We start from the raw sequence: 22,591 nt of genomic DNA, 5'->3' as shown, positions 1-22,591 counted from the left end.
CAGCGGCTGCACGGCGGCTTCGGCACAACCCATCTTGGCCTGCGCGAGGACGTGTTGGAGCGTTTCAGCGATTGGCATCCCTCGCTCGTGGACCCCATCGCCAGAAGCGAGGCGCCGTTGATCGCTAGGCCGCTTTATGCCTTGCCAGTCGGCCACCGCTGGAAGCGCCTGCCAGGCCTCATGCTGATCGGCGATGCCGCGCATCTGATATCGCCCTTTGCCGGCGAAGGAGCCAATCTGGCGATGCTCGACGGCGCGGAACTGGCACAGGCGATCATCGCTGACGGGGACGATATCGAGGCAGCACTCGCCTCCTACGAAGCAGCGATGCTTCCCCGCAGCGAACGTGCCGCCTCGCAATCGGCTGCGGGCCTTGATATGTGCTTTAACGACCAGGCGCCGCGGCGGCTTGTCGACTTCTTCCAGAGCATGCGTTCGGGCGTGGAGGCATGAATGGATGGTGGCGTCTAGATTGTCTGCCGGCCGACTGGCACGCCGGGCTCGCCGAGATCCCAATAGAGGCCTGCCATCAATGCGAGGCCCTCGCGAGCGATGGAGAGGGGAAGATGCTCGTTCGGCGCATGCTGGGAGCATCCCGGATAAGAATGCGGGACCCAGATCGTCGGCAGGTCCAGGGTCTCGGAGAAGGTGTCGTTCGGCAGCGATGCGCCGAGGTTCGGCAGGATGGCCGGCGTCTTGCCGGTGGTGCGGCTGATCGAGGCGACCGCCCAACCGACCCAGGGATGCTTGGGATCGAGACGTGTCGCGTAGAAAATCTCGTCGCTTGCCTGGGCAATCTGCACCTGCGGAAAACCATGGCTGTCGAAGTGCCGTCGTAGCGCCGGCAGTATATCCTTCACATCGACTCCGACGACGAAGCGTAGCTGGCAACGCGCCCAGGCGCGCGGCGGGATCGCGCCGACGGGTGTCTTGGGGTTGCCGGCTTCGAAAGCCAGGATCGCGAAGGAGCTCCAGGCAAACAGTTTTTCGGCTGGCGTCAGCCCAGGTTCGCCCCAGTTCGGATCGATTTTCGCATCGCCGTTGCCATCCTCTGGGACGCAGTCGGCAAGCACATGCCGGACATTGTCGGGGATCTCTTTCGGACACCATTCCGGGATGCGAATTTCGCCCGACGGGCCGGTGATGCTGGCAAGCGCATGGGCGAGTTGGATTGCAGGATCGGAGAGTAGGCCGCCCCAGTTCCCGGAGTGGTGCCCGCCCTTGCGCGCGTCGATCAATATATCGAAGCTGACGGCGCCGCGGGAACCCAAGAAGATAGTCGGCCGTTCGGCAGTGAGCCGCGGGCCGTCTGAGGCGATCAGCACGTCGGCGCGAAACAATTCCCTGTGCGTGACGGCGAGTTCACGCAGGCCGGGCGATATCCGCTCCTCACCCATCTCGATCAGATATTTGGCGTTGAACCCGAGCTTGCCGCGCGTTTCCAGCACGGCCTGGATGGCGCCGATATTGACGGTGTGCTGCCCCTTGTTGTCGGCGACGCCGCGGCCGTACCATCTGCCGTCACGTTCGGTCATCCGCCAGGGCGACAGGCCGTCGTCCCAGTCATCGTCAAGTCCGCGGATCACGTCGCCATGGCCATAACCAAGGACGGTCGGTCGTTCGTGATCCTCGATGCGCTCGGCAAAGAGAAAGGGCCAACCGGTCTCCGTCAATGTGCGGCAGGTGAAACCGAGAGCCTCGAAGGTCGGCCTGATTTCGGTTTCGATATAGTCGAGCAACACCTGCCTGCGATCGGGGTTCTGGCTCTCCGTCGGCATGCCGACACGGCGCGTAAGATCGGTTCGGAACGATCCGGAATCGAAATAGGCCTCTGCTCTTGCTATGGCCGCGTCACGTGTCATGAACCGGAGCATAACATCAGGACAGGCGCATCGAAATGCCCAATCGAATTTCGCCGCTGCCGCTGAGGGTTGCCCGGATAAGGCGCGTTTCCGTATTTTGAAATAAATCGCATCCGATTAAATCGGAATGGTGTTGACATCGGTTTTGGCTGGGCGTATTAGAGCGCATCCGATTTAATCGGATACGAATAAAACCTAAACCGAAGGGATATAACCATGACCGAGAAGCTTCTCTTTACCGGCAAAACCCACATCTCCGGCGGCCGCGACGGCTCTGCACGCAGCAGCGACGGCACGATCGACATCAAGCTGCCGCAGCCGCATCCGGCCGCTGAAAACCTGTTCGGCATCGCCTGGTCGGCCTGCTACATCGGCGCCATCGAACTTGCTGCTGCCCAGAGAAAGATCACGCTGCCTGATGGTCCCGAGGTCGACGCGGAGATTACTCTCAACGCCGACAACGGCTCCTTCTTCCTGAGGGCGCGCCTCAATGTCAGCCTGTCCGGCATCGATCGCGACATCGCGCAGGAGCTGATCGAGGCAGCCCATGACATTTGCCCTTATTCCAAGGCGACACACGGCAATATCGACGTCGAGACCAAGCTTGTCTGAGCGGGCGAGGGCAGACCTCATCGTCGGAGGACTTGATGCGGAGGGCCTGCCGGTCGGCCGGCAGACCTCTTTCTGAGCTAGCAGGCACGGGAAACCTTGCCGATCTGGAGAGCAACCGATGATCAATAGCCACGGCCAGTCGCACCAGGCCTTTGACGAGTTTTCACATGTGCTCGACCCTGATGTCTATGAGCCGTTGCCCGATGACTGGCTGATCGGCATCACTGATGTCGTCAACTCGACCACGGCGATCCGGTCGGGGCGCTATGAAGACGTCAACTATGCTGGCGCATCTGTTATCGCCGCCCTCGGCAATGCCTGGGGATCGTTCGATTTCGCATTCGTGTTTCGCGGAGACGGGGCAGCATTCGCCTTGCCGCCACAGGGCATGATGGCGGCGACATCGGCATTGCGGCAGGTGGCGAGCTTTGCAAGAGCCGATCTCGATCTTACCCTTCGTATCGGGCTGCTGACCGTACGCGAAATCCGCACCAGTGGGCGCGACGTTAGAATTGCCCGCTATGCCGCCTCCGAGAACGCCACCTATGCGATGTTTACAGGGGGCGGGCTCAAATGGGCGGAGCAGCAGATCAAGAACGGCCGGTATCTGGTCAAGCCGGGCCGCTACGCGACGAAGCCAGACCTGACCGGCCTCAGCTGTGACTGGACCCCGTTCCCAAGCCAGCGGGGCGAGATCCTGTCGCTGTTGGTCGAGCCTCGCGATCATATCAGTCCCGAGGTCTTTGCCGCGCTGGCGAAACGCGTCCTTGCGGTTTTCGATGCCGGACCGCGCCAATCTCACCCGCTTCCCGGCGATATTCCTATTCCCGGAGACCGCGGCAGGCAGGTCGATGCGAAAGGCTGGTCGGCGGTCGCTTCCAATTCGGATTTCCGCAAGTTCGATGATGGTTTGCGTTTGACGCTGGACTGCACGCATGAACAGATCGACAAGGTCGAAGCGATCCTCGTTCCGGCGAGGGCGCGCGGTGAGATCAACTTCGGAATGCACCGCCAGTCGCATGCCCTGATGACCTGTCTCGTGCCATCGGACAGGCCGGATTCGCACCTGCATTTCCTCGATGGAATGGGCGGCGGCTATGCCAGGGCCGCCGAGAAGATGGAGGAAGGCGCGCTTGGCGATGTCGTCCGGCATCATGCGCCGTAGCTCAAGACCCAGCCGGCGCGGGATCATGGCCGCCAAGAGATCTAAGCGGGCTTCCCCGTTTCCCGGCTGACCAGGTTTGCGAGCATTTCGCCGAGCTGAGGCGGCGCCAGCTCGGCTTCACCTTCTATCGCGGCGAGGTTAAACCATCTAAGCTCGGTGTGTTCGTCATCGACCAGCCGCGGATACCCGTGCCACTGATCGATGCGATAGACATGGAAGGTGACGGATGCCTCAGGCGGGCCTTCCGATACGAGCTTTCCGGCAAACTGCCAGCGCTGCGGGGTCACGCCTATTTCTTCCATCAATTCCCGGCGCATTGCCGTCTCGGCGTCTTCGCCGTCTTCGATATGGCCGCCCGGCAGGCTCCAGCGATCCGGGTTCGCCTTGCGCATGGAATTGCGTCTGGCCAGAAGAACGGTTCCGTTCTGGCTCAGGGCGCCCATCGCGATCTCGGGCATGTCGTCTTCTCCGTTATGTCAGCAACTGCCGACTGATGCCGCGATCACGATTTCCCCGGTTCGCCCTGCGTTGACCGCAGGAGGTTGTCGCGCAGCGTCGTCACCGATTTCTGCACGACGGGAAAGTCGTCGCCGAGGCCGGTGGCGCCAAGCAGCGCGTCGCCGGGATCAGTTTCAACGAGTTGGCGCCCTGCCGGCGTCAGGCTGACCCGCACCTGCCGCTCGTCGGCGGGATCGCGGTGACGGGTGATATAACCATTCGACTCCAGCTTCTTAAGGATGGGCGTCAGCGTGTTGGATTCGAGAAACATCTTTTCCCCCAACACCCCGACGGTCTGGTCGTCCTCTTCGGAGAGGGCCACCATGGCGATATATTGCGTATAGGTCAGGCCAAGTTCGTCCAGGATCGGCTTATAGGCGCGGCCGAAGGCGAGATTGGCCGAATAGACCGCGAAGCAGAGGAAATTGGAAAGCTTGCGACCGCCCTTGCCCGCCTGCGGAGAGGTGGGTGCAAGTGTGTCAGGCTGTCTGGTTTTAGATGCGGGCATGATTTCATCCTATCCAAGCTCTGAATGCTAGGACTTATATATCGTATCCGATTAAATCGCAACCGCATCGGCGGTTGTTTTCGAATAACCTCTCCCGGCCGTCGCCCCCAGCTTCAGGAGCGCCGGCCCGCTGGCGCCTTGCCGCCTAACCGAACTTCTCTGTCGTATCGGCCTTGCCGAACACCCAGTAGCCGGATGCCTTGATCCAGCTGAGCGGGCAACCTCGTTCCAGCAGATAGGCGCGGATTTCGCGTGTCACCGAGGCTTCCGCCGCGACCCAGATGAATGTTTCCGGCTGGATATCGACCGTACTCAACAGTTTCAGCAGTGCAGTGGCATCGGTTGCCTGAGAGAGAGGCCGGTGCACCCAGTGGAGGTGCAGCTCGGCTGATGTCTCGAAGACTTGCTCTTCCAACGGGCCGGTGACGGCTGCGATTGTGGTGATGACGGTTCCGGCGCTGCTCTCCTGGATCCGGCGGCCGATCGCCGGCAGTGCCGTTTCGTCGCCGATCAGCAGCCATCGTTTTACGGTCTCCGAGACTACGGCGGAGCCCCTTGGACCGCCGATCTCGAGCCTGTCGCCGGGTTGTGCATTGATCGCCCATTGGGTTACCGGGCCTGCCTCATGCAAGGCGAAGTCGATGGTCAGTTTTCGTTCGGCATTGTCGTAGCGGCGCGGCGTGTAGTCACGGCGTTCTTCGCCGCCATCGGCGGCCGGTACGAAAATCTTGATGTGGTCGTCGGGCGCAAGGCTGATGAAATCGCCAAGATCGCCGCCGGACAATGTGATGCGGCGCATGCCGGGGGTGATGTCGACAATGCTTTCGACCGCCAGGGTGCGCCGTCGCGTGTCGTGACGGACCCGTTCGATGCCGGGGGGCGGTGAAATCTGATCTGTGAGTTGATTGTTATCCATGTGTCCTTCCGGGGCTTCTGAAGCTCGATCCGCAGGACACAGTCGCGCAGATCGAAGCCGCAAAGCCGTTCGATCATACGCGTTGAGTGACGTTAACGCTTACGTGGCCGGGTGACCCGGTCATTGATGGCATGATGTAGCCGACGGCGGCCGCATGTGCAACGGCAAGGGAGCCAGCAATGGGGATGATTGCCAAAGTTTAACTTTTCGGCGCCGTTCCGATTGGGCAATGATCGGCCGATCAGCGGTTACAGAGAGGACGATGGACCGCAGAATCCAGGACGTGCTCAACATCTATCACGCGATGAGCCTTCCCAGGGCATCGACTCCGTGCTGTTGGATCTCTGGAAGGATCTCTACCTCCCCTGCCTCGAAGCCTTCTACCCTAAGCTCAATCCGGGCGCGATCATTGTCGCCGACAACATGCTGCGCCCGGGAGGCGATGATCTCAAACGCTACGGCGAAGCTGTCCGCGCCAGGCCCGGGATATCAACCGTGCTGCTGCCGGTCGGCAGCGGGCTTGAGGTCAGTCGGTTCGATTGAGGCTGAGGTGAGATCAGCGGCCATTTTGTTTTTAGTTGCAGAAAAAAAGATGACACGTTTGAAGCTAATTTCCGACACTTTCCCGATCGAAGCTCCGCCATCGCGAGCTTTGGAGATGTGATGTCGGGCATTCTTATCGCCACCCTATTGGCAACGGTTTCAGCAAAGATTCCCGCCGTATTTTCACCGAAGTCGTTCCTGCGCCGAAAGCAATGGTGAAGTCGGCGTATTTTGCCAACTCTGTTGGGGTAAACGTCTGTGTGCCAGTTGGAACGACCGCGGAAGCAATCGGCAATACGTTGGGTACATTCCTGGAAGAAAATCCCGGCATCGCGAGGCCACCGGCGACGAGCTGATGACGACGTTGATCGCCGATAAATACCGCTGCCCCGTGCCGTAAGAACGTCAGGCTCCCCCCGGCTTGTTGGTTTCGATGAAGCGGCTGAGCGAGGTGGCGGCGTTCAGCATGTGGGCGCGCATGCGCCGGGATGCCATCTCACCGTCGCCTTCAGCGATCGCCTGCATGATTGCCTCGTGTTCGTCCCGGGATCGGCGGAGCCGTTCGCCCTGACGCAACTGCGTGCGCCGGAAGGCATTCAGGCGGTTGCGCACGGCGATCGCCTGTTCGGCAAGGAAGCTATTGTGGGTGGCGTGATAGATGGCTTCATGGAATTGGCGGTTGAAGCTGTCATAGGCATCGAAATTTCCGGCTTCGACAGTCGGCTCTGAGAGATCGTGCAGTTCGATCAGATGGCTGCGCTCCAGCGGTGTCATACGGTAGGTGGCGAGCCTGACGCATACGGCCTCGATTTCGGCCACCGTTTCGAACATCTCCATGATGCGCTCCGGCGTCATGCGGGCGACGACACCGCCGCGTCGGGCGCGAAGCTCGACGAGACCGCCCGCCGCCAGCTGACGCAAAGCTTCCCGAACCGGCGTGCGGGAGGCGCCGAAACGATCGGCAAGCTGCTGTTCGTCCAATGCTGCGCCGGCCGCTAGCGTGCCGGTGGCGATCTCGTCCGTCAGGGCGTTGCGGATGCGGTCGGAGAGCAACCCGCGATCATCGCCGTCATCCTCGGTTTCGAAACCACTCGCCATTCCGTTATCTCCGATCTGTTTCAACATCGACGGCTCGATCGATTGTGTATACAAATGCGCTTGACCTGCCCGCTCAGCGTATACACTTATGGCATCACGAAGGTGTTACGTATTCAATAATTGACTTTATATCGGATGGGAATACATAAATCTCCAGCAAGCAGGCTTCTGCATACACCAAGCCGCTTCAAATACCGAATTTGAATAGGACGGGAGCCGCAACGCGGCGAAGGCCAACGCCTCGCGCCGGGCAAAGCAAACCGTGCCGACATGGCATCACAGACCAACCGATTTTGACTTGGCTTCGGTTCTTCGGTCCCGATCCAGCATGCTTTCGATCCTTCAATTCCTGGACGCACAAGGAACCAGATCATGATGATGAACAGACGGACTTTCTCGGCTGCCCTTGTTGCCGGCGCCGCCGCTTCTCTGCTTGCTACCCGCGGTATGGCCGCGACATCCGCTCCCGTTAAGGCGCGCAACGTCGTGCTGGCGCACGGGCTGTTTGCCGACGGCTCGTGCTGGACCGAGGTGATCGCGCGCCTGCAGGAGGCCGGGCTCAATGCCACAGCGGTGCAAAACCCGCTGACGACGCTGCCCGAGGCCGTCGCTGCCGTGAAGCGGGTGCTCGACCGGCAGGATGGCCCGACGGTTCTGGTCGGGCATTCGTTTTCCGGCATGATGGTCACCGAGGCCGGCGTGCACCCTGATGTTTCGGCGCTCGTCTACGTCGCGGCGCGGGCGCCGGATGCAGGTGAGGATTATACCGCTCTCGCCAAAACCTTCCCGACGCCGCCGGCGTCCGCCGGCATCGTCTTCGACGGCGACGAGGGACGCCTCAGCGAGGAAGCCTTCCTGCGTGATTTCGCCGGTGACCTGCCGGAGGCGAAGGCGAAAGTGCTCTATGCCGTGCAGCAACCGTTCCAGAAGGTGCTGCTGACCGGCAAGACGACGCAGGCGGCGTGGCGCTCGAAGCCAAGCTGGTATGCCGTTTCCACCGAGGACAGGACGATCAACCCGGATCTCGAACGCTTCATGGCCAAGCGCATGGGGGCCAAGACGATAGAGGTGAAGGCCAGCCATCTGTCGCTGATCTCCCACCCTGACGAGATTGCCCGGCTGATCATCGAGGCGGCGGGGCAGAACACGAACTGATCTCAGCGGCCGGCAAAGCGGCGATGCCGTTTGCCGGCTTGCTTTGGCGATGCCATGATGCCGCGAGGGGTCGTGTCTCGACCCGTTTCCGTCATTCGGGTTTCAGCAGGTCGACGCTTCTTCGTCTCGCTACAGCCACCGCCTGATGCGGGCCTTGTAGGCGAGATAAGCGTCACCGAATTTCCGCTCGAGATAGGCCTCCTCGCGGGCGACCACGCCGTAGCGGATGACGAGGTAGAACGGCGCCAACAGGATGATGAGCCACAGGCTGTCGAAGGCGACGGCGAGGCCGATGAGGCCGAGGAACATACCGATGTAGATTGGGTTGCGCGTGAAGCGATAGGGGCCTTCGTCGACGATCGTCGTCGTCGGCCGGCTGAGCTGGACCTGTGTCCCCGCCCGGCGGAAGGTTGCTGCCGCCCAGATCAGCAGCGCCAGGCCGGCGAGGAACACGATGCTACCGAGCCCACCGGCAGGCATGGCCGCCGGCAGGAACGGCAGCGCATAAAGCCAGTCGAGCGCAAGCCCTGCGACGACCGTCAGCGCCCAGGCGATCGGCGGCCGCACCGCCGCGCCCGAACTGTCGCGCAAATTACCGTTCGCCTCGTTGATGCCGCCACCCATCCGGTCTCCCCGGTCCCTGGGATTCCAGCGTATGGGGCGCGTGTTTCGTGCCATTTGTCGCGGCTCCTCCACCGGTGAGTCTACCTCGTTTCGAAAGAGATTTGAAGGCGGAGAGGCGCGGTCGAAGTTCGGAACAAGAGGCGGCCGCGGGTGTTAACCGGCAAAGCTTCCATCGAGCTTGCAGCTCCTCGTTTGCGAGACGCCACCATGCCCATCCACTTCAATCATACCATCCTGTCGGCTCGCGACAGCAAGGCCTCGGCAGATTTTCTGGCCGACATGTTGGGGCTACCGGCGCCGCGGCGCTGGGGGCCGTTCTACATGGTCACGACCGACAACGACGCCAATCTCGATTATATGGATACGGAAGGCGAAATCGTCCGCCAACACTACGCCTTCCTGGTCGGAGACGCTGAATTCGAGGCGATATTCAATCGAATTCGTGAGCGGAACCTGCGCTACTGGGCTGACCCCGGCCAGCGGAAGCCGGGCGAGACCAACGACCACGACAGCGGGCGCGGGGTCTATTTCGAAGATCCGAACGGCCATCTGATTGAAATCATCACGCGCCGCTATGGCAGCGGCGGCTGGAATCCGTGAGCTTGGCGCCAAGGGAGGCGATCCCGGTGCCGATCATGGACAATCATACCAGGCGGCAGCATCCCTGAGCGGCGAGGGGCCGCCGCTCCTCTCATATCGGTCGGCGCAGCGGCCTGAACGCTGCTCGAAGCTCGGCGGAGAAGAGCTCCGGCTGCTCCCAGGCAGCGAAATGGCCGCCCTTGTCGACCTTGTGGAAATAGATAAGGTTGCGATAGGCGCGACGGGCCCATGTCTCCGGGGCCTGATAGCTCTCCCCAGGAAAGACGGTGATGGCGACCGGAAGCGCGATCTTGGAGGTCTTCTCCCCGGCCGCAAGGACGGGACTGCGCCCGCCGCCATATTCCCAGTAAATCCGGGCCGAGGAAGCGGCGCTGTTGGTCAACCAGTAAAGCGTGATGTCGTCGAGCACCTCGTCGGGAGACTTTTCGGGATCGCTGCTGTCGTAGGTCCAGTGCGTGAAGCCCGGATGACCGAGCGTCCATGCCGCAAGGCCGGCCGGGGAATCCGATATGGCGTAGCCGATCGTCTGCGGCCTCGTACCCATCATCGTGGCATAGGACCTGTTCCCCATCTTGGCTGCGGCGCTGAGGGCATCGAACGCCGCGCGTTCCTCGGTGGAGAGTCGCTGCGGCGCCGGCCCGCCCGCGGCGAGCACCGCGGCAACTTCGGGCGGCACGACAGCCGGCAGGTTGATGTGGATGCCGAGCAGACCTTGTGGCGCGAGCCGTGCCATCGCGCCGGAGACCGGCGAGCCCCAGTCGCCGCCCTGGGCGACGTAGCTGCTGTAAGCGAGGCGCTTCATCAGTTCCGCCCAGGCCCCCGCGATGCGGTCCGGTCCCCAGCCGGTGCCGGTCGGCTTGCCGGAGAAGCCGTAGCCCGGCATCGACGGAATGACCACGTCGAACGCATCTTCGGCGCGTCCGCCATGAGCGGTCGGATCGGTGAGCGGGCCGATGATCTTGAGGTTCTCGAATACCGATCCCGGCCATCCATGGGTGATGATGACGGGCAGGGCATTCGGATGTTTCGAGTGGACGTGAATGAAGTGGATGTCTAGGCCGTCGATCTCGGTGATGAATTGCGGCAGCGCGTTCAGCTTCGCTTCCGCCTTTCGCCAATCGTAGCCGGTGCCCCAATAATCGACGAGCGGCTTGATCTTTTCGAGCTGTATGCCCTGCGACTGGTCGTCGACCGTCTCGCGTTCGGGCCAGCGTGTTGCCAGCACGCGCCGGCGAAGGTCGAGGAGGTCCGCCTCGGGAGTGTCGACGCGAAACGGGCGGATCGCATCTCCCGTGGCAGCCGATGTCGGATAGGACGGAAACAGGCTGGTCGCGCTCGCGGCGGCGATCCCGATCGCCGCGGTGGTCAGGAACCTGCGCCGGTCGCGGTTCAGGGATTCCGAGCCGGCACTTGTGAGCATTTTGAAGAGCATGGTCATGGCATTGTCTCCTTTGAAGCAGACGCCTTGGGCAAGACTTCGATGAGTTCGGCCGTCGTCAGAATAGCATGGGCGTAGGTCGGGCCGTTCAGCTTGTGCGCAGCATGCATCATTAGGTGCGAGAAGGCGGCCGTCGCGTCGCTCACCAGGGTCGCCGCCGGATCATCTCGATGCGAGGCCGGCCGTATTGCGCAGGTGATCGGGATGCGTGCCGCCGCCCATACTTCTCGCCACCATCGCGACGATGGTTTCGAAGAGTTCGTTCTTTGCCTCGACGGCGGTGATGTCGCCCGACGCGGCGGCATAGGAGAGGGCTTCGGCGGCGCCGAGCATGGCCCAGAGGCCGGCTGCGGCGATCGTGCCGGCACCGGCAAAGGGCGAAAGCGCGATGCGGCATTTCTCGATGAAGGCCGCTTCGTATTCGCGCTTGATCCTTTCGAGTTCCGGCGAGCCGGCAAGTGCTGCGATCACACCGGGGATTTCGCGACCCTGAAGAAGCACGCAGTCGACATAGGAGGTGGCGATGACTGTGGCCCGGTCGGCGAGCGACGGCTGGCTTGCCGCAAGGGCTGCGTCCATCACAGCCGTCTGGCGGGCGTCGAATTCACGGTAGAGCGCTGCGAGCAGGCCGGGGCGGGTTTCGAAATGATCATAGACCACGGGTTTCGTTACGCCCGCCAGCTCGGAAAGCCGGCCGAGGGTCAGCGCTTCCGTTCCCTCGTCACGGGCGATCTGCCAAGCGACGTCGAGCAACTGGCGATGCCGATCCTGTCGCGACAGGCGGCGGCGCGGTTGCGGATCGGTCGGCTGACCCGTCGTTTCGGCGCTTGACATCACTATATACCAAAAGTAACTTACTGAAAGTAGCTTACCAAAGGTATACAGCCCGCGACTTCCGTCCGCAATCATTCAACAGGAGTTTTCTGCATGCACGCGCTCATCGTCGTCGCGCATCCCGATCCCCAGTCGCTCACCCACGGCGTCGCCGCCCATCTTGCCGAAGGTGTCACACTGTCCGATGCCGGTCATTCCGTCGAGTTTGCCGATGTCGCGGCCGAGGGCTTCGATCCCCGGTTCACCGCGGCCGATATCGCTCTGCATCTGAGGAAAGGGGTGCTGCCCGCCGACGTTGCCGCCGAGCAGGCAAGGATCAACCGCGCCGATGCGCTGGTGCTCGTCTATCCCGTCTACTGGTGGTCGATGCCGGGGCTGCTCAAGGGATGGATCGACCGGGTGTTCACGAATGGCTGGGCTTACGACGATCGCGCGGATGCCGGGCTGGTGAAGCTGCTTGGCCGCCTGCCGGTGCATCTGGTCGGCCTCGGCGGCGCCGATGCGGGGACCTATACGCGGCACGGCTATTTCGGCGCGATGAAGACGCAGATCGATCACGGGATCTTCGACTATTGCGGCGCCCGCGTCGTGACATCCGAGTTCATGCTCGAAACCGGACCGGACCATGCGAACGCCCATCTGGAGACTGCGCACGCCGTTGGCCGCAGGCTCTTCGTCACATCCGGGCGATACGAGGCGACTGACGCCGCGTAAAGGTGTCCGGTATTCAAGCAGGGTTTATCGGCTGGCGCGGGCGAAGCCTTGCGCCGCCGGCTTTTTCACGAGACAAGCCTTGGATGAGCTTTCCCAAGACACATCCCTTCGCCTTCGATCCGACCTACGGCATGAAGCTCGACGAGCTTCTCGCGATCGAGCCGCCGGATGAGCCCGAGGGTTTCGACGATTTCTGGCAGGCGCGTTATCTCAAGGCGCTGACGGTCGATCCGCAGCCGGTGCTTTCCCGCAGCCGGATCACTCATCCCGACTGGCATGTGCTCGACCTCGTCTATCTCTCGACCGGCGAGTTCCGAATCGGCGGCTGGCTGCTCCTGCCGCGTGCGGGGCAGGTGCGGCGCGGCCTCGTCGTCGGGCACGGTTATGGCGGACGGGATCGTCCTGATTTCGACCTACCGGTCGAGGAAACGGCGCTCATCTTTCCCTGCTGCCGCGGGCTGTCGCTCAGTGCCCATCCGCCGATCTCCGAGAACCCATCCTGGCACGTGCTGCACGACATCGACAGACCGGAGGCCTATATCATTGGCGGCTGCGTCGAGGATATCTGGCTCGCCGTTTCGACGCTTACGGCACTTTATCCCTGGCTTTCAGGGCATGTCGGCTATAGCGGCATCAGCTTCGGCGGCGGCATCGGGGCGATGGCGATCGCCTATGACGAGCGCATCGATCGTGGCCATCTGGCGCTGCCGAGCTTCGGGCATCAACCGCTGCGGCTGATGCTGCCGAGCGTCGGCAGCGCACAATCGGTGCAGGAATATCATAAGAAACACCCGGATGTGCTTGGGACGCTTCGCCTTTACGATGCGGCTAACGCTGCTTCCCGGATCAAGGTGCCGATGCTGACGGCGGTTGCGCTGTTCGATCCTGCGGTGGCACCGCCCTGCCAGTTTGCTGTCGCGAATGCGATACCAAAATTTAATGAAATCTTCATCCTGGATGCGGGGCATTTCGACTATCCTGGCAGCGCTGAGCAAGAGGCGGTTCTCTGCGACAAGGTGGGACAGTTTTTCAGGGTGCCATGAACCGCGAATATCTGCGCTGGTACAGTCAGCGGCTGCATCGAGACATGCAGATGCTGGTGTTCGGCCATGCCGGCGCCAAGGTGTTGGTCTTTCCGACGCGCGACGGGCGCTTCTTCGAATATGAGCAGCTCGGCCTGGTCGGAAGCCTTGCCGACAAGCTGCAAGCCGGACAACTTCAGTTCTATTGCATCGAGGGACTGGCGGCCGAGACCTTCTATGCCTTCCACCACCACCCGGCCGAGCGCATCCGCCGGCATGGCGCCTTCGAGGATTATATCCTGCACGAAGTGCTGCCGCTGATGGCGGCGAAGAACCCGCATGTCTGCACCATCGTGCACGGCTGCAGCCTCGGCGCCTTCCAGGCGGCAAGCCTGTTCTTTCGTCATCCGCATCTCTTCCACAAGCTCGTCGCCTTTTCCGGCCGCTATGATCTGACGATGAAGGTGGTATCCTTCGGCGACCTGTTCGACGGCTATTACGATGACAGCGTCTATTTCCACACGCCGGCGCATTTTCTTCCAGGGCTCGGCAGCGACTGGCGGCTCGACAGGCTGCGTGAGCGCGATATCGTTCTCACCATTGGCGACGCCGACCCTTTCCTTGACAACAACCGCTATCTCAGCCGGCTGCTCGCGGACAAGAATGTCGGCCATCAGCTGCATGTCTGGGATGGACGCGCCCACCGCGCCGGCGCCTGGAGGAAGATGGCAGCGCTTTACATCTGACGGACGTGGTCATGGCCAACGCAAAGCCGCCGTTGCCACCGGCGCGTCCCAGAGGGCGATCTCCTCGTCGGTCAGCAAAGCAAGGGTGACGGACAGCCCCTGCATGTCGAGCGAGGTGACGTAGGTTCCCACAAGCGAGCGCTCGATCGGGATACCTCTCTCCTCGATGAAGCGGCGGGCGCCGTTATAGGCGAGGTAGAGTTCGGCTGGCGGCGTGCCGCCGAGGCCGTTGACGAAGAGCAACGCCTTGGTATCAGACGCTGCCGCGACGTCGCTGGCGATGGTCTGGCAGAGATGGCCGATGATGGCGTCGGAGGCGGCGAAGGGCTGCCTGGCATGGCCGGGCTCGCCATGGATGCCGACGCCCACTTCCATTTCGTCAGGCCCCAGCGAAAACGTCGTACGCTCGGTCTGTGGCACCGTCACGCCGTTCAGCGCCACGCCCATCGAGCGGATGCGTGTGTTCAATCCCTCGCCGAGCTGCTTCAACTCGGCCAGCGACATGCCGCGTTCAGCCGCAGCACCGAGGAGCTTTTCGACGATGAGCGTTCCGGCGACGCCGCGCCGGCCGCGGCCTTCGGCTGTTCTCGACGTTTCGATATCGTCGCTGACGACGACCGTGTCGAGGCTGTGGCGGTCGCCGACCATCTCGATCGCCATTTCGAAATTCATCAGATCGCCGTCGTAATTCTTGACCACCAGCAGGCAGCCGGCGCCGGTATCGGCCTCCTCGATGGCGGCAATGATCTGGCTCGGCGTCGGCGAGGTGAAGATGTGGCCGACGCAGGCGGCATCCAGCATACCGTGGCCGACGAAGCCGATATGCATCGGCTCATGGCCGGCGCCGCCGCCTGATATAAGCGCCACCTTTTCAGGCGTGAGATGGCGACGGCGGATGAACCTGCGCTCGGGGCCGAACACTACCAAGGCCTCATGGGCGCGCACGAAGCCTTCGACGCTTTCGGCGACCATGGTTTCCGCAGTGTTCATGAACTTCTTCATCAAGCCCCTCCCAAGGCCAAAAGCATTACGTTACGTCAATCAGCTCACTCGTCATTCCGCACCCGATATCGCGACGATCTTCTGCACCAGATCGGAGATCGCCTCTTCCAGCAGCCGGTTTTTCCTGTCGTCGCCGAAGTCGGGCACCATCAGCGACAGGTGCCGCAATTTCTCGGAATGGCCGAGGTCCGGCAGCTTGCCGGGATGGGCGGCTTGATAGGCTTCGAGAAAGCGCTCCTGTTCGGCGGCGCTGAAATGGCAGACGCGGACGATCGTCGCGAGATGGCGCGCCGGCAGCGGCGTTGCATAGGTCGGGCTGGTGATCTGCGTGACGAAGCTGCGATGTTTTCCAAGCGCCGTCGCCAGGCGCTGGCGCGTGCCCGATGGCCTGTTGTCGATGATCTGCGCCAGAATGGACTTGTAGGCGATAATGGCGTCTTCGGTGTCTTCGCGCGCCATTCTACTCTCCGGCTGCCCTTGTGCCATCGGCGTTGAGGCCGATGATCGCCGATCTTATCGCGGGACGCCGGGCCGGCGCCACGGAAAAATGCCGGAGGCCGGCGGCGAGCAGCCCGGGCAGATCGTGCGGATTGCCGGCCATGTCGCCGCAGATGCTAACCGGCTTACCGGCGGTCAGCTTCACCGCCTGGGCAAGCAGCCGGAGCACGGCGGGTGCAGCCTTGCCGGCATCGGCGTCGATATCGTCGCGGGCAGAGGCGGCAAGATATTGGGTGAGGTCGTTGGTTCCGAAGGAGAAGAAGGCCGCTGTCCCGAAGGTGTCGAGCATCAATGCGGCTGATGGTACTTCCACCATCATGCCGATCGGCGGCATCCGGTGGGGCAGGGCACGGCGGCCGAGCTTTTCGGCTTCCTCGCGGAACAGCTCGCGCATCCTGTCGATTTCGTCGGGAAAGGTCACCATCGGCAGCATCACCGACAGCCTGCCGAAGACGGCGGCGCGCAGCAGGGCGCGGGCCTGGACGCGGGCGATTTCCGGCCGGGCAAGCAGCAGCCGGATGCCGCGCAGGCCAGAAGTGGAGAGAGCCGGCAGGTCTTGGAGGCCGGCGAGCGGCTTGTCGCCGCCGATATCGAGCATTCTTATGATCACTGGCCTGTCGCCCGCCTGTTCCAGCACCCGGCGATAGATCGCCAACTGCCGTTCCTCGTTGGCGGCATCGGCGACCGAAGCGACTGAAAATTCCGAGCGCATCAGGCCGACGCCTGCCGTTGCCGGATCGAGCGCATCGATCTCGGCGGGATCGTTGATGTTGATCGAGAGCAGGATCGGCACGCCGTCCGCAGTGCGCAGCTCGCCGCCGGTAGTTTGCGTGTCGCCGGCGGGTTCTTGTGCAGGCACCAGGGGCGGGATCAGCATGCTGCCCGCCTGCAGGATGACCGCACCGGCGTTGCCATCCACGCTGACAGGATCTCCGTCTGCGACTGAAAAGCGGCCTGTGCCGACCACCATCGGCACCGATTTCGCCCGGGCGAGCAGGGCGACATGACCGGCAGTGCTGCCTGCGAACAGTGCGATACCGCCGCCTTTTGACCAGTCATGGGCGAGAAAGCGGCTCGGCTCCATATCCTTGCCGACGAAGACCGAACCGGGCGGGAAATCGGCGATCGGGGTGCCGGCGAGCGCGCCGAGCACACGGTTCTTGATGTCGAGAATATCGACGGCGCGTGCCCGCATCTGCTCTTCATCGGCCGCTTCGAGTTCGCCGATATAGGCATCGAGGGTAGCGACCCAGGCAAAGACGACGTTCTCGTCGGCTTCGATGCGCGCGCCGGTCGCTTCCGCGATCGACGGATCGCGCAGCACCTCGATCTGGAAATCGATGATATCCCGGCTTTCGGCATCGGCTCCCTCGGCAAGGTGCTCGAGTTCACCGATCGAGATGTCGATCGCCTTCTCCAGCGCGCCGTATCCACCAACGGCTCGGGACGCAGGGGCAGCGTCCTGCCACTCGGCAGCGGAAGGAGCCTTCGGCTCCTCCGCGAGAAAGGCCGGGCCGGATGCGATGCCCGGGGATGCGCTCTTTGCTTTCAGTCTAAGCGGTTCGGCCATGTTTCTTTTCCTCATCGAAGTTGCGCTCGATGAGTTCCTTCAGCGCGCGGATCGCCTCTTCGGCGAGGATGCCGTCGGCGCGGATCCGGAGGATCGACCCTTTTCGGATTTTCGCGCCCATGATCTTGATGATGCTCTTGCCGTTCAGCCAGACGTCGCTGCCGTTGACGGCGATCTCGATCGAACAGGGGAAGGACTTGGCAAGCCGCGTGAAGGTGACGGAGGGGCGGGCATGCAGCCCGACGCCGTGCTTGACTTCCACCTCCGTCTGGCAATTCACGTGCAATGGATGGGGCTCCTGTTTTTCACTACGCAATCCGCTCGTCATCAGGGGGACAGTTCCTCGGCCGTGGCGACGACCTTGGCCAGCGACGCGCCCCCCGACGCCTCGGCGGCGGCGATGACGGCGCCTTCGACGAGCGGCGCATTGCAGATGGAGACGAGCGCCGACCGGGGAAGCCCCAACATTTCGATCGCCATTTCGCTGTTGGTTTCGGCGCCGCCGAGATCGACGAAGACGGCGACGCCGGCATCGGACCAAGCGGCCTCGATTGCCCTCAGGATGCCGCCGGCATTGGTGCCGAGTTCGCCATGGGCATTGCCGCCCGACCAGGCGAGCGGCACACAGTCGCCCACCATCTGCCTGATCATGTCGGCGATCCCCCTTGCCACCAGCGGCGAGTGGGAGACGATCACGATACCCACATTTGCGGTCTTTCCAATCATTGCGGACGGTGCTCCCCGAGATAGCGGCAGATCGCCGTGGTCAGCAGCGCGCAGCTCGACGCGCCGGGATCGACATGACCGATGGAGCGGTCGCCGAGATAGGCGGCGCGCCCGCGCATCGCCTTCATGTCAGCGGTGCGGTTGGCAGAACGCTCGGCCCTGCGGGCGATTGCGCCGAGCGGAGAGCGGCTGGCGAGTGCTGCATGCACGGGATAGAGCACGTCAAGCAGGGTTTTGTCGCCGGCATGCGCCCGACCGCGTCTCGCGACGGCATCGATCGCCTGTTTCAGCACCTGCGAAAAATCGGGCTTTTCGTTGCTCTTGCGAAGCTCGCGGCCGATCTCCATCAGCAGCGTGCCGTAGAGCGGCCCGGCCGCACCGCCGACATTCATCACCAGCGTCAGGCCGATCTTTTCCATGGCGTCGGGGAAGGGCAGGCTGGACAGGCTCTCGCCTTCGGCGCTCACCGCCTCGCAGCCGCGCCGCATATTGGTTCCGTGATCGCCATCGCCGATGGCGCGATCGAGCGCACAGAGGTGATCGCTGTTTTCCGCGATCGTCGCGCGGCACACCTCGATCAATCCTGCCACAAGCACCGGTTCCGCCTGCACTGCCATCCTCCCTGTCGCCGCGCCTCCCGCGGGCTTTTGAATTTCACGCCAGTCAGGCGAGGCTTGCCACCACGCCGAACGCGCCGGCAACCGCGACGGCGCCGGGATCGGCAACGCCCGCCAGATCCCTTTCGCCGACATAGGAGGCGCGTCCGGCTCTCGCCTTCATCATCGTCTTCGTCGACTCGGCACCCGCTGCCGCTGCCTTTGCCGCAGCGACGACATCGCCGGATGCGAGCGCCTGCAGGGCAGGCGACAGCGCATCGACCATCGTCCGATCGCCGACTGCGGCTCCACCATAGAACGTCATCCTGTCGAGCCCGGCAAGAAGGGCTGCTGATATATCGACTTTGTCAGCCATCGCCTTTGCTGCGGCGGTGAAGAAGATCGACAGCAGCACGCCGCTCGATCCGCCCATGCTGGTGCCGAGGATATCGCCGAGCGAGGCAAGCGTTGCCGCCGGCCGGTCGAGCGGCAGTGTGTCGAGGCGGGCCAGCACGCTGCGGGCGCCTGAGGCCACCGTCGAGCCGGTATCACCATCGCCGACGCGGCCGTCCAGGCGGTTGAGTTCGCTTTCCTGCGAGATCAGATGCTCACAGAGCGCTGTGATCAGGCGCCGGTTATGGTCATTCTCCCCGGCCGTGCCATTGGCGCCGTTCAAGCCGGCTGATGTTCTCGGTGCGGCGATGACCTCGATCTCGTGGCGTTCGACGGCCGGCATCCAGGCATGTGGCTCGACCGCTGCCGTCAGCGCTGCCTCACGCACGGCGTCGAGCCGGATCAGCGACAGCGAGAAGCCGTTCATGTTGAGCGCCGTCATCATCGGCGCCGGGCCGATGATCAGCCGGACGCGGCGGCCAAGCGGCGAGGATAGCACGACGTTGGCGATGACGGTCATTTCGAGCGGCGGCACGGCGCCGAGATTGTTGATGAGGAGGCAGTGGCTTGCCCCTTCGCGCAGCGCAGGCGATAGGCGCGCCACCATGGTGGAGACGATATCGGCGACCGGCTGCAGCGCGATGCGCTCGACGCCGGGCTCGCCATGGATGCCGAGGCCGAGTTCGCCTTCGTTCTCGCCGAGACGGTCCTCATGGGCTTGGCCGGGCACACTGCAGGTGGAAAGCGACATGCCGAGCGAGACGATATCGCCGGCCGCAGCCGCGGCATGGGCTGCGACCGTCTTCAGGTCCTCGCCCCTTTCGGCGTGATAGCCAGCGATCTTGTGGACGAACAGCGTGCCGGCGACGCCGCGCGGCTGGTTGATGCCGGGGATGGCGATATCGTCGGCGACGATGACCATTTCGACGTCGAAGCCCTCGGCGCGCGCCTTCTCGGCGGCGAGGCCGAAATTCAGCCGGTCGCCGGTATAGTTCTTGACGATCAGCAGGGCGCCCTTTTCGCCGGCGACGGCGCGGATCGCCGTCAGCACGGCATCGACGGTCGGCGAGGCGAAAATCTCGCCGGATACGGCAGCCGTCAGCATGCCCTTACCGACGAAGCCGGCATGGGAGGGCTCATGACCGGCGCCGCCGCCGGAGATGATCGCCACCTTCGACTTGTCCCAGTCCGCGCGCAGGATCACCTTGATGTCGGGAAAGCTGTCGAGGCGGGCAAGACGACCCTTGCTGCTCGTCAGAAGCAGACCGTCCAAGGCTTCGGTGACGATGTTTTCCCTGCGGTTGAAGAAGTGTTTCATCGATTGAGACCCGTCTGTTTGTTTTTCATGCCATCATCACGCTGTTTGCCGGTCAGGACAGGCGCTGTCCAGCCGCATCGAAATAAAGCGGATCGCGCAGCGTCAGGCTGATCCGGTCGCCCGGCGCGATCGCCAGATATGGATCTGCAAGTGTGACGAGCTTGTGATTGCCAGCCTTGATGTGCAGATGGTTCTGGTCGCCCAGATGCTCGATCCAGTCGATCTCGGCATTGGCTTCCTTGCCGACAATGATGTCGAGATGTTCGGTGCGCGCGCCAACGGTTTTCGTGCCAGCCGGCGGCTGACCGCCGGGAAGCAGGTCGGCCGGCAACAGGTTGATATGCGGCTGGCCGAGGCGGGCGGCGACATGCAGGTTGGCGGGATTGCCGTAGATCTCGCGCGGCGTTCCCACTTGCATCAGCCGTCCCTCGGCAACAATGCCGATACGGTCGGCCATGGTCATAGCTTCCACCTGGTCATGAGTGACATAGAGCAGCGTCGAGCCGAGTTCCTTCTGGATACGCTTCAGCTCCAGACGCAGTTCTGCGCGCAGCTTGGCGTCGAGCGAGGACAAAGGTTCATCCATCAGATAGATCGCCGGCCGGCGCACCAATGCCCGGCCGATCGCGACACGCTGCATCTCGCCGCCGGAAAGCCTGGTCGAGCGGTTCTCCAGCTTGTGGTCGATCCTGACCATGCGCGCGACCTCGCGGACGCGGCGGTCGATTTCTTCGGCGCTCGGTTTGCGGACCGGCGCCTTCAGCGGGAAGGCGAGATTCTCGTAAACCGTCATATGCGGATAGAGCGAATATTGCTGGAAGACGAAGGCGACGTCGCGTTCGGCGGGGGCTTCGGCGGCGACATTGCGGCCGCCGATTTCGATGCGGCCGCTATCGGGCTTTTCGAGACCGGCGATCAGCCGCAGCGTCGTGGTCTTGCCGGCGCCGGTGGGACCGAGCAGCACGACGAACTCGCCGTCGCGGATCGAAAGATCGAGGTTGGACAGAGCCTCGGTGTCGCCGAAGCGCTTGGTGAGGTTCCTGAGGGTGACATCAGCCATGCCGGGTCTCCTGATAGAGCGAGGATGGCACCGCGCGGCCGGACGTGCAGTCGAAGAGCGCGAGTTTCGCCGGATTGAATTCCAGGCCGACCCTCTCGCCGATCTGGAAGCTGCGATTGGCGGGAACGCGGGCCTTGATCAGTCCACCAGGGGTTTCCACAGCAACGACCTGGTTGGTGCCGAGATATTCGCTGCCATAGACGGCGCCGCGGAGTGCCGAGGCGTCACTGAAGCGGATATGCTCCGGCCGCACGCCGAGCGCCAGCTCGCTTTCGGGCATGTCCTGGTGGATCTCGGGAACGGCGACGTCGACGCCGTCGAGCAGGATGGAGCGGTCGCCGCTCTTCAGGCCCGAGGTGAAGCGCATGAAGTTCATCGGCGGCGAACCGATGAAATCGGCGACATACATGGTCGCCGGCTTGGCATAGATTTCCTGCGGCGTGCCGAACTGCTCGATGACGCCATGGTTCATGACGGCGATCTTGTCGGCCATCGCCATCGCCTCGTGCTGGTCATGGGTGACGTAGACGGTGGTCGCGTGGATGCGGTTGTGCAGTTCGCGCAATTCGTGGACCATGATCTCGCGGAACTCGGCGTCGAGTGTGCCGAGTGGCTCGTCCATCAGAAAGCATTTCGGACGCCGGACGATGGCGCGGCCGAGCGCCACGCGCTGCCGGTCGCCGCCGGCAAGGCCCGAGACCGAGCGGTTTAGAATATGGTCGATCTGCAGAAGGCGGGCGGTCTCTTCGACGCGCTGGCGAATTTCGGCCTTGGGCATTCCCTGCGACAGCAAGGGAAAGCCGATATTCTTGCGCACGTTCATATGCGGGTAGAGAGCGAAGAGCTGAAAGACGAAGGCGATGTCGCGGGCGCTGGCGCGGTTGAAAGTGACGTCTTCGCCGTCGAGATAGATCTTGCCGCTGCTCGGCAGCTCGAGGCCGGCGATCATGCGCAGCGTCGTCGTCTTGCCGCAGCCGGAGGGGCCTAGAAGCGCCAGGAACTCGCCGTCATGGACGGTGAAGCTCGAATCCTGAACGGCGACGAAGCTGCCGAATTCCTTGCGGAGATTTTCAATCCGGATGTCCGCCATGGT

25 protein-coding genes and 2 pseudogenes are annotated in these 22,591 nt (G+C 63.0%); 10 read left to right on the top strand and 17 right to left on the bottom strand.

What is annotated here, in order from left to right:
* Window positions 1–54 precede the first annotated feature (54 nt).
* Entirely contained in the window at window positions 55–453 is a 399-nt protein-coding gene (locus RlegSU303_RS13300; protein WP_231283186.1) for an FAD-dependent oxidoreductase, read from the top strand.
* Window positions 454–467: 14 nt separating this feature from the next.
* Here RlegSU303_RS13300 and RlegSU303_RS13295 read toward each other — a convergent pair whose 3' ends face one another.
* Entirely contained in the window at window positions 468–1,862 is a 1,395-nt protein-coding gene (locus tag RlegSU303_RS13295) for a M20 family metallopeptidase (protein WP_231283184.1), read from the bottom strand.
* A gap of 216 nt (window positions 1,863–2,078) precedes the next feature.
* On the opposite strand from RlegSU303_RS13295, the gene RlegSU303_RS13290 reads away from it, so the two are divergent.
* The gene (locus tag RlegSU303_RS13290; RefSeq protein ID WP_131619704.1) at window positions 2,079–2,474 is read left to right on the top strand and encodes an Ohr family peroxiredoxin; all 396 of its coding nucleotides are present in this window, start codon (window positions 2,079–2,081) and stop codon (window positions 2,472–2,474) included.
* Between the two features lie 118 nt (window positions 2,475–2,592).
* Entirely contained in the window at window positions 2,593–3,639 is a 1,047-nt protein-coding gene (locus tag RlegSU303_RS13285; protein ID WP_017960919.1) for a DUF3095 family protein, read from the top strand.
* A gap of 41 nt (window positions 3,640–3,680) precedes the next feature.
* On the opposite strand, the gene RlegSU303_RS13280 is transcribed toward RlegSU303_RS13285, so the two are convergent.
* The 3 genes from RlegSU303_RS13280 to RlegSU303_RS13270 all read right to left on the bottom strand — a co-directional run bounded on the left by RlegSU303_RS13280 (window position 3,681) and on the right by RlegSU303_RS13270 (window position 5,561).
* Entirely contained in the window at window positions 3,681–4,097 is a 417-nt protein-coding gene (locus tag RlegSU303_RS13280; RefSeq protein WP_017960918.1) for an NUDIX hydrolase, read from the bottom strand.
* A 44-nt stretch (window positions 4,098–4,141) separates the two neighbouring features.
* Complete coding sequence (locus RlegSU303_RS13275; protein WP_017960917.1) at window positions 4,142–4,645, bottom strand: MarR family winged helix-turn-helix transcriptional regulator; 504 nt, start codon at window positions 4,643–4,645, stop codon at window positions 4,142–4,144.
* Window positions 4,646–4,790: 145 nt separating this feature from the next.
* Window positions 4,791–5,561, bottom strand: coding sequence for a siderophore-interacting protein (locus RlegSU303_RS13270; RefSeq protein WP_131720154.1), 771 nt, complete (start codon window positions 5,559–5,561; stop codon window positions 4,791–4,793).
* Window positions 5,562–5,873: 312 nt separating this feature from the next.
* Here RlegSU303_RS13270 and RlegSU303_RS13265 point away from each other — a divergent pair.
* A pseudogene (locus RlegSU303_RS13265) lies at window positions 5,874–6,104 on the top strand (O-methyltransferase); the annotation flags it as partial.
* A gap of 120 nt (window positions 6,105–6,224) precedes the next feature.
* Window positions 6,225–6,504 (top strand): annotated as a pseudogene (locus RlegSU303_RS34365) (hypothetical protein).
* A 5-nt stretch (window positions 6,505–6,509) separates the two neighbouring features.
* Here the strand turns inward: RlegSU303_RS34365 and RlegSU303_RS13260 are convergent.
* Window positions 6,510–7,202, bottom strand: a complete 693-nt coding sequence (locus tag RlegSU303_RS13260; RefSeq protein ID WP_017960914.1) for a GntR family transcriptional regulator — start codon at window positions 7,200–7,202, stop codon at window positions 6,510–6,512.
* 372 nt (window positions 7,203–7,574) lie between these two features.
* Here RlegSU303_RS13260 and RlegSU303_RS13255 point away from each other — a divergent pair, with 372 nt between their 5' ends.
* The gene (locus tag RlegSU303_RS13255; protein ID WP_017960913.1) at window positions 7,575–8,357 is read left to right on the top strand and encodes an alpha/beta fold hydrolase; all 783 of its coding nucleotides are present in this window, start codon (window positions 7,575–7,577) and stop codon (window positions 8,355–8,357) included.
* A gap of 129 nt (window positions 8,358–8,486) precedes the next feature.
* Here the strand turns inward: RlegSU303_RS13255 and RlegSU303_RS13250 are convergent, their stop codons facing one another.
* The gene (locus tag RlegSU303_RS13250; RefSeq protein ID WP_231283182.1) at window positions 8,487–9,035 is read right to left on the bottom strand and encodes a methyltransferase family protein; all 549 of its coding nucleotides are present in this window, start codon (window positions 9,033–9,035) and stop codon (window positions 8,487–8,489) included.
* Window positions 9,036–9,188: 153 nt separating this feature from the next.
* On the opposite strand from RlegSU303_RS13250, the gene RlegSU303_RS13245 reads away from it, so the two are divergent.
* Window positions 9,189–9,581 (top strand): VOC family protein, encoded by a 393-nt coding sequence (locus tag RlegSU303_RS13245; RefSeq protein ID WP_017960911.1) that lies wholly within the window; start codon window positions 9,189–9,191, stop codon window positions 9,579–9,581.
* A 91-nt stretch (window positions 9,582–9,672) separates the two neighbouring features.
* Here RlegSU303_RS13245 and RlegSU303_RS13240 read toward each other — a convergent pair whose 3' ends face one another.
* On the bottom strand, window positions 9,673–11,019 hold the full coding sequence (locus tag RlegSU303_RS13240; protein WP_131720153.1) for an epoxide hydrolase family protein: 1,347 nt from the start codon (window positions 11,017–11,019) through the stop codon (window positions 9,673–9,675).
* A gap of 162 nt (window positions 11,020–11,181) precedes the next feature.
* Window positions 11,182–11,853 (bottom strand): TetR/AcrR family transcriptional regulator, encoded by a 672-nt coding sequence (locus RlegSU303_RS13235; protein WP_017960908.1) that lies wholly within the window; start codon window positions 11,851–11,853, stop codon window positions 11,182–11,184.
* A gap of 93 nt (window positions 11,854–11,946) precedes the next feature.
* On the opposite strand from RlegSU303_RS13235, the gene RlegSU303_RS13230 reads away from it, so the two are divergent.
* From RlegSU303_RS13230 to RlegSU303_RS13220, 3 genes are all read left to right on the top strand, one after another.
* The gene (locus RlegSU303_RS13230; protein WP_131720152.1) at window positions 11,947–12,567 is read left to right on the top strand and encodes an NAD(P)H-dependent oxidoreductase; all 621 of its coding nucleotides are present in this window, start codon (window positions 11,947–11,949) and stop codon (window positions 12,565–12,567) included.
* An 83-nt stretch (window positions 12,568–12,650) separates the two neighbouring features.
* Window positions 12,651–13,610, top strand: coding sequence for an acetylxylan esterase (locus RlegSU303_RS13225; protein ID WP_231283180.1), 960 nt, complete (start codon window positions 12,651–12,653; stop codon window positions 13,608–13,610).
* Window positions 13,607–14,335 carry an esterase family protein gene (locus RlegSU303_RS13220; protein WP_131720150.1) on the top strand — a complete coding sequence of 243 codons (729 nt, stop codon included), beginning with the start codon at window positions 13,607–13,609 and terminating at the stop codon, window positions 14,333–14,335. Before RlegSU303_RS13225 ends, RlegSU303_RS13220 begins: the two co-directional genes overlap by 4 nt.
* A 9-nt stretch (window positions 14,336–14,344) precedes the next feature.
* Here the strand turns inward: RlegSU303_RS13220 and RlegSU303_RS13215 are convergent, their stop codons facing one another.
* From RlegSU303_RS13215 to RlegSU303_RS13175, 9 genes are read right to left on the bottom strand one after another with little or no spacing between them, the layout of a single operon-like run.
* The gene (locus RlegSU303_RS13215; RefSeq protein ID WP_131619711.1) at window positions 14,345–15,337 is read right to left on the bottom strand and encodes a dihydroxyacetone kinase subunit DhaK; all 993 of its coding nucleotides are present in this window, start codon (window positions 15,335–15,337) and stop codon (window positions 14,345–14,347) included.
* Window positions 15,338–15,388: 51 nt separating this feature from the next.
* Complete coding sequence (locus RlegSU303_RS13210; protein WP_003540656.1) at window positions 15,389–15,796, bottom strand: hypothetical protein; 408 nt, start codon at window positions 15,794–15,796, stop codon at window positions 15,389–15,391.
* A gap of 1 nt (window position 15,797) precedes the next feature.
* The gene (locus tag RlegSU303_RS13205; RefSeq protein ID WP_094085693.1) at window positions 15,798–17,405 is read right to left on the bottom strand and encodes a putative PEP-binding protein; all 1,608 of its coding nucleotides are present in this window, start codon (window positions 17,403–17,405) and stop codon (window positions 15,798–15,800) included.
* The gene (locus RlegSU303_RS13200) at window positions 17,389–17,733 is read right to left on the bottom strand and encodes an HPr family phosphocarrier protein (RefSeq protein WP_018480882.1); all 345 of its coding nucleotides are present in this window, start codon (window positions 17,731–17,733) and stop codon (window positions 17,389–17,391) included. Before RlegSU303_RS13200 ends, RlegSU303_RS13205 begins: the two co-directional genes overlap by 17 nt.
* Window positions 17,733–18,131, bottom strand: a complete 399-nt coding sequence (dhaM, locus tag RlegSU303_RS13195) for a dihydroxyacetone kinase phosphoryl donor subunit DhaM (RefSeq protein WP_094085695.1) — start codon at window positions 18,129–18,131, stop codon at window positions 17,733–17,735. The genes RlegSU303_RS13200 and dhaM overlap by 1 nt, the downstream gene beginning before the upstream one ends.
* Window positions 18,128–18,748 (bottom strand): dihydroxyacetone kinase subunit DhaL, encoded by a 621-nt coding sequence (gene dhaL, locus RlegSU303_RS13190; RefSeq protein WP_094085696.1) that lies wholly within the window; start codon window positions 18,746–18,748, stop codon window positions 18,128–18,130. Before dhaL ends, dhaM begins: the two co-directional genes overlap by 4 nt.
* A gap of 46 nt (window positions 18,749–18,794) precedes the next feature.
* Complete coding sequence (locus RlegSU303_RS13185) at window positions 18,795–20,438, bottom strand: dihydroxyacetone kinase subunit DhaK (RefSeq protein WP_131720149.1); 1,644 nt, start codon at window positions 20,436–20,438, stop codon at window positions 18,795–18,797.
* 52 nt (window positions 20,439–20,490) lie between these two features.
* Window positions 20,491–21,498: an ABC transporter ATP-binding protein gene (locus RlegSU303_RS13180; RefSeq protein ID WP_131720148.1), complete on the bottom strand. Its 1,008-nt coding sequence runs from the start codon at window positions 21,496–21,498 to the stop codon at window positions 20,491–20,493.
* On the bottom strand, window positions 21,491–22,588 hold the full coding sequence (locus RlegSU303_RS13175) for an ABC transporter ATP-binding protein (RefSeq protein ID WP_017960897.1): 1,098 nt from the start codon (window positions 22,586–22,588) through the stop codon (window positions 21,491–21,493). Before RlegSU303_RS13175 ends, RlegSU303_RS13180 begins: the two co-directional genes overlap by 8 nt.
* Between the last annotated feature and the right edge of the window lie 3 nt (window positions 22,589–22,591).

The sequence above is a fragment of the Rhizobium sp. SU303 genome (genome assembly GCF_021052345.1).
GTDB lineage: Bacteria > Pseudomonadota > Alphaproteobacteria > Rhizobiales > Rhizobiaceae > Rhizobium > Rhizobium laguerreae.
Note: the sequence above shows the minus strand (reverse complement) of the source record. Positions and strands in the feature narration are given on the sequence as shown.

What these genes read in the sequence shown, in the direction of transcription:
- RlegSU303_RS13295 (WP_231283184.1), bottom strand. Translation starts at nt 1,862, where the DNA reads ATGACACGTGACGCGGCCATAGCAAGAGCAGAGGCCTATTTCGATTCC.
- RlegSU303_RS13290 (WP_131619704.1), top strand. Translation starts at nt 2,079, where the DNA reads ATGACCGAGAAGCTTCTCTTTACCGGCAAAACCCACATCTCCGGCGGC.
- RlegSU303_RS13285 (WP_017960919.1), top strand. Translation starts at nt 2,593, where the DNA reads ATGATCAATAGCCACGGCCAGTCGCACCAGGCCTTTGACGAGTTTTCA.
- RlegSU303_RS13280 (WP_017960918.1), bottom strand. Translation starts at nt 4,097, where the DNA reads ATGCCCGAGATCGCGATGGGCGCCCTGAGCCAGAACGGAACCGTTCTT.
- RlegSU303_RS13275 (WP_017960917.1), bottom strand. Translation starts at nt 4,645, where the DNA reads ATGCCCGCATCTAAAACCAGACAGCCTGACACACTTGCACCCACCTCT.
- RlegSU303_RS13270 (WP_131720154.1), bottom strand. Translation starts at nt 5,561, where the DNA reads ATGGATAACAATCAACTCACAGATCAGATTTCACCGCCCCCCGGCATC.
- RlegSU303_RS13260 (WP_017960914.1), bottom strand. Translation starts at nt 7,202, where the DNA reads ATGGCGAGTGGTTTCGAAACCGAGGATGACGGCGATGATCGCGGGTTG.
- RlegSU303_RS13255 (WP_017960913.1), top strand. Translation starts at nt 7,575, where the DNA reads ATGATGATGAACAGACGGACTTTCTCGGCTGCCCTTGTTGCCGGCGCC.
- RlegSU303_RS13250 (WP_231283182.1), bottom strand. Translation starts at nt 9,035, where the DNA reads ATGGCACGAAACACGCGCCCCATACGCTGGAATCCCAGGGACCGGGGA.
- RlegSU303_RS13245 (WP_017960911.1), top strand. Translation starts at nt 9,189, where the DNA reads ATGCCCATCCACTTCAATCATACCATCCTGTCGGCTCGCGACAGCAAG.
- RlegSU303_RS13240 (WP_131720153.1), bottom strand. Translation starts at nt 11,019, where the DNA reads ATGACCATGCTCTTCAAAATGCTCACAAGTGCCGGCTCGGAATCCCTG.
- RlegSU303_RS13235 (WP_017960908.1), bottom strand. Translation starts at nt 11,853, where the DNA reads ATGTCAAGCGCCGAAACGACGGGTCAGCCGACCGATCCGCAACCGCGC.
- RlegSU303_RS13230 (WP_131720152.1), top strand. Translation starts at nt 11,947, where the DNA reads ATGCACGCGCTCATCGTCGTCGCGCATCCCGATCCCCAGTCGCTCACC.
- RlegSU303_RS13225 (WP_231283180.1), top strand. Translation starts at nt 12,651, where the DNA reads ATGAGCTTTCCCAAGACACATCCCTTCGCCTTCGATCCGACCTACGGC.
- RlegSU303_RS13220 (WP_131720150.1), top strand. Translation starts at nt 13,607, where the DNA reads ATGAACCGCGAATATCTGCGCTGGTACAGTCAGCGGCTGCATCGAGAC.
- RlegSU303_RS13215 (WP_131619711.1), bottom strand. Translation starts at nt 15,337, where the DNA reads ATGAAGAAGTTCATGAACACTGCGGAAACCATGGTCGCCGAAAGCGTC.
- RlegSU303_RS13210 (WP_003540656.1), bottom strand. Translation starts at nt 15,796, where the DNA reads ATGGCGCGCGAAGACACCGAAGACGCCATTATCGCCTACAAGTCCATT.
- RlegSU303_RS13205 (WP_094085693.1), bottom strand. Translation starts at nt 17,405, where the DNA reads ATGGCCGAACCGCTTAGACTGAAAGCAAAGAGCGCATCCCCGGGCATC.
- RlegSU303_RS13200 (WP_018480882.1), bottom strand. Translation starts at nt 17,733, where the DNA reads ATGACGAGCGGATTGCGTAGTGAAAAACAGGAGCCCCATCCATTGCAC.
- dhaM (WP_094085695.1), bottom strand. Translation starts at nt 18,131, where the DNA reads ATGATTGGAAAGACCGCAAATGTGGGTATCGTGATCGTCTCCCACTCG.
- dhaL (WP_094085696.1), bottom strand. Translation starts at nt 18,748, where the DNA reads ATGGCAGTGCAGGCGGAACCGGTGCTTGTGGCAGGATTGATCGAGGTG.
- RlegSU303_RS13185 (WP_131720149.1), bottom strand. Translation starts at nt 20,438, where the DNA reads ATGAAACACTTCTTCAACCGCAGGGAAAACATCGTCACCGAAGCCTTG.
- RlegSU303_RS13180 (WP_131720148.1), bottom strand. Translation starts at nt 21,498, where the DNA reads ATGGCTGATGTCACCCTCAGGAACCTCACCAAGCGCTTCGGCGACACC.
- RlegSU303_RS13175 (WP_017960897.1), bottom strand. Translation starts at nt 22,588, where the DNA reads ATGGCGGACATCCGGATTGAAAATCTCCGCAAGGAATTCGGCAGCTTC.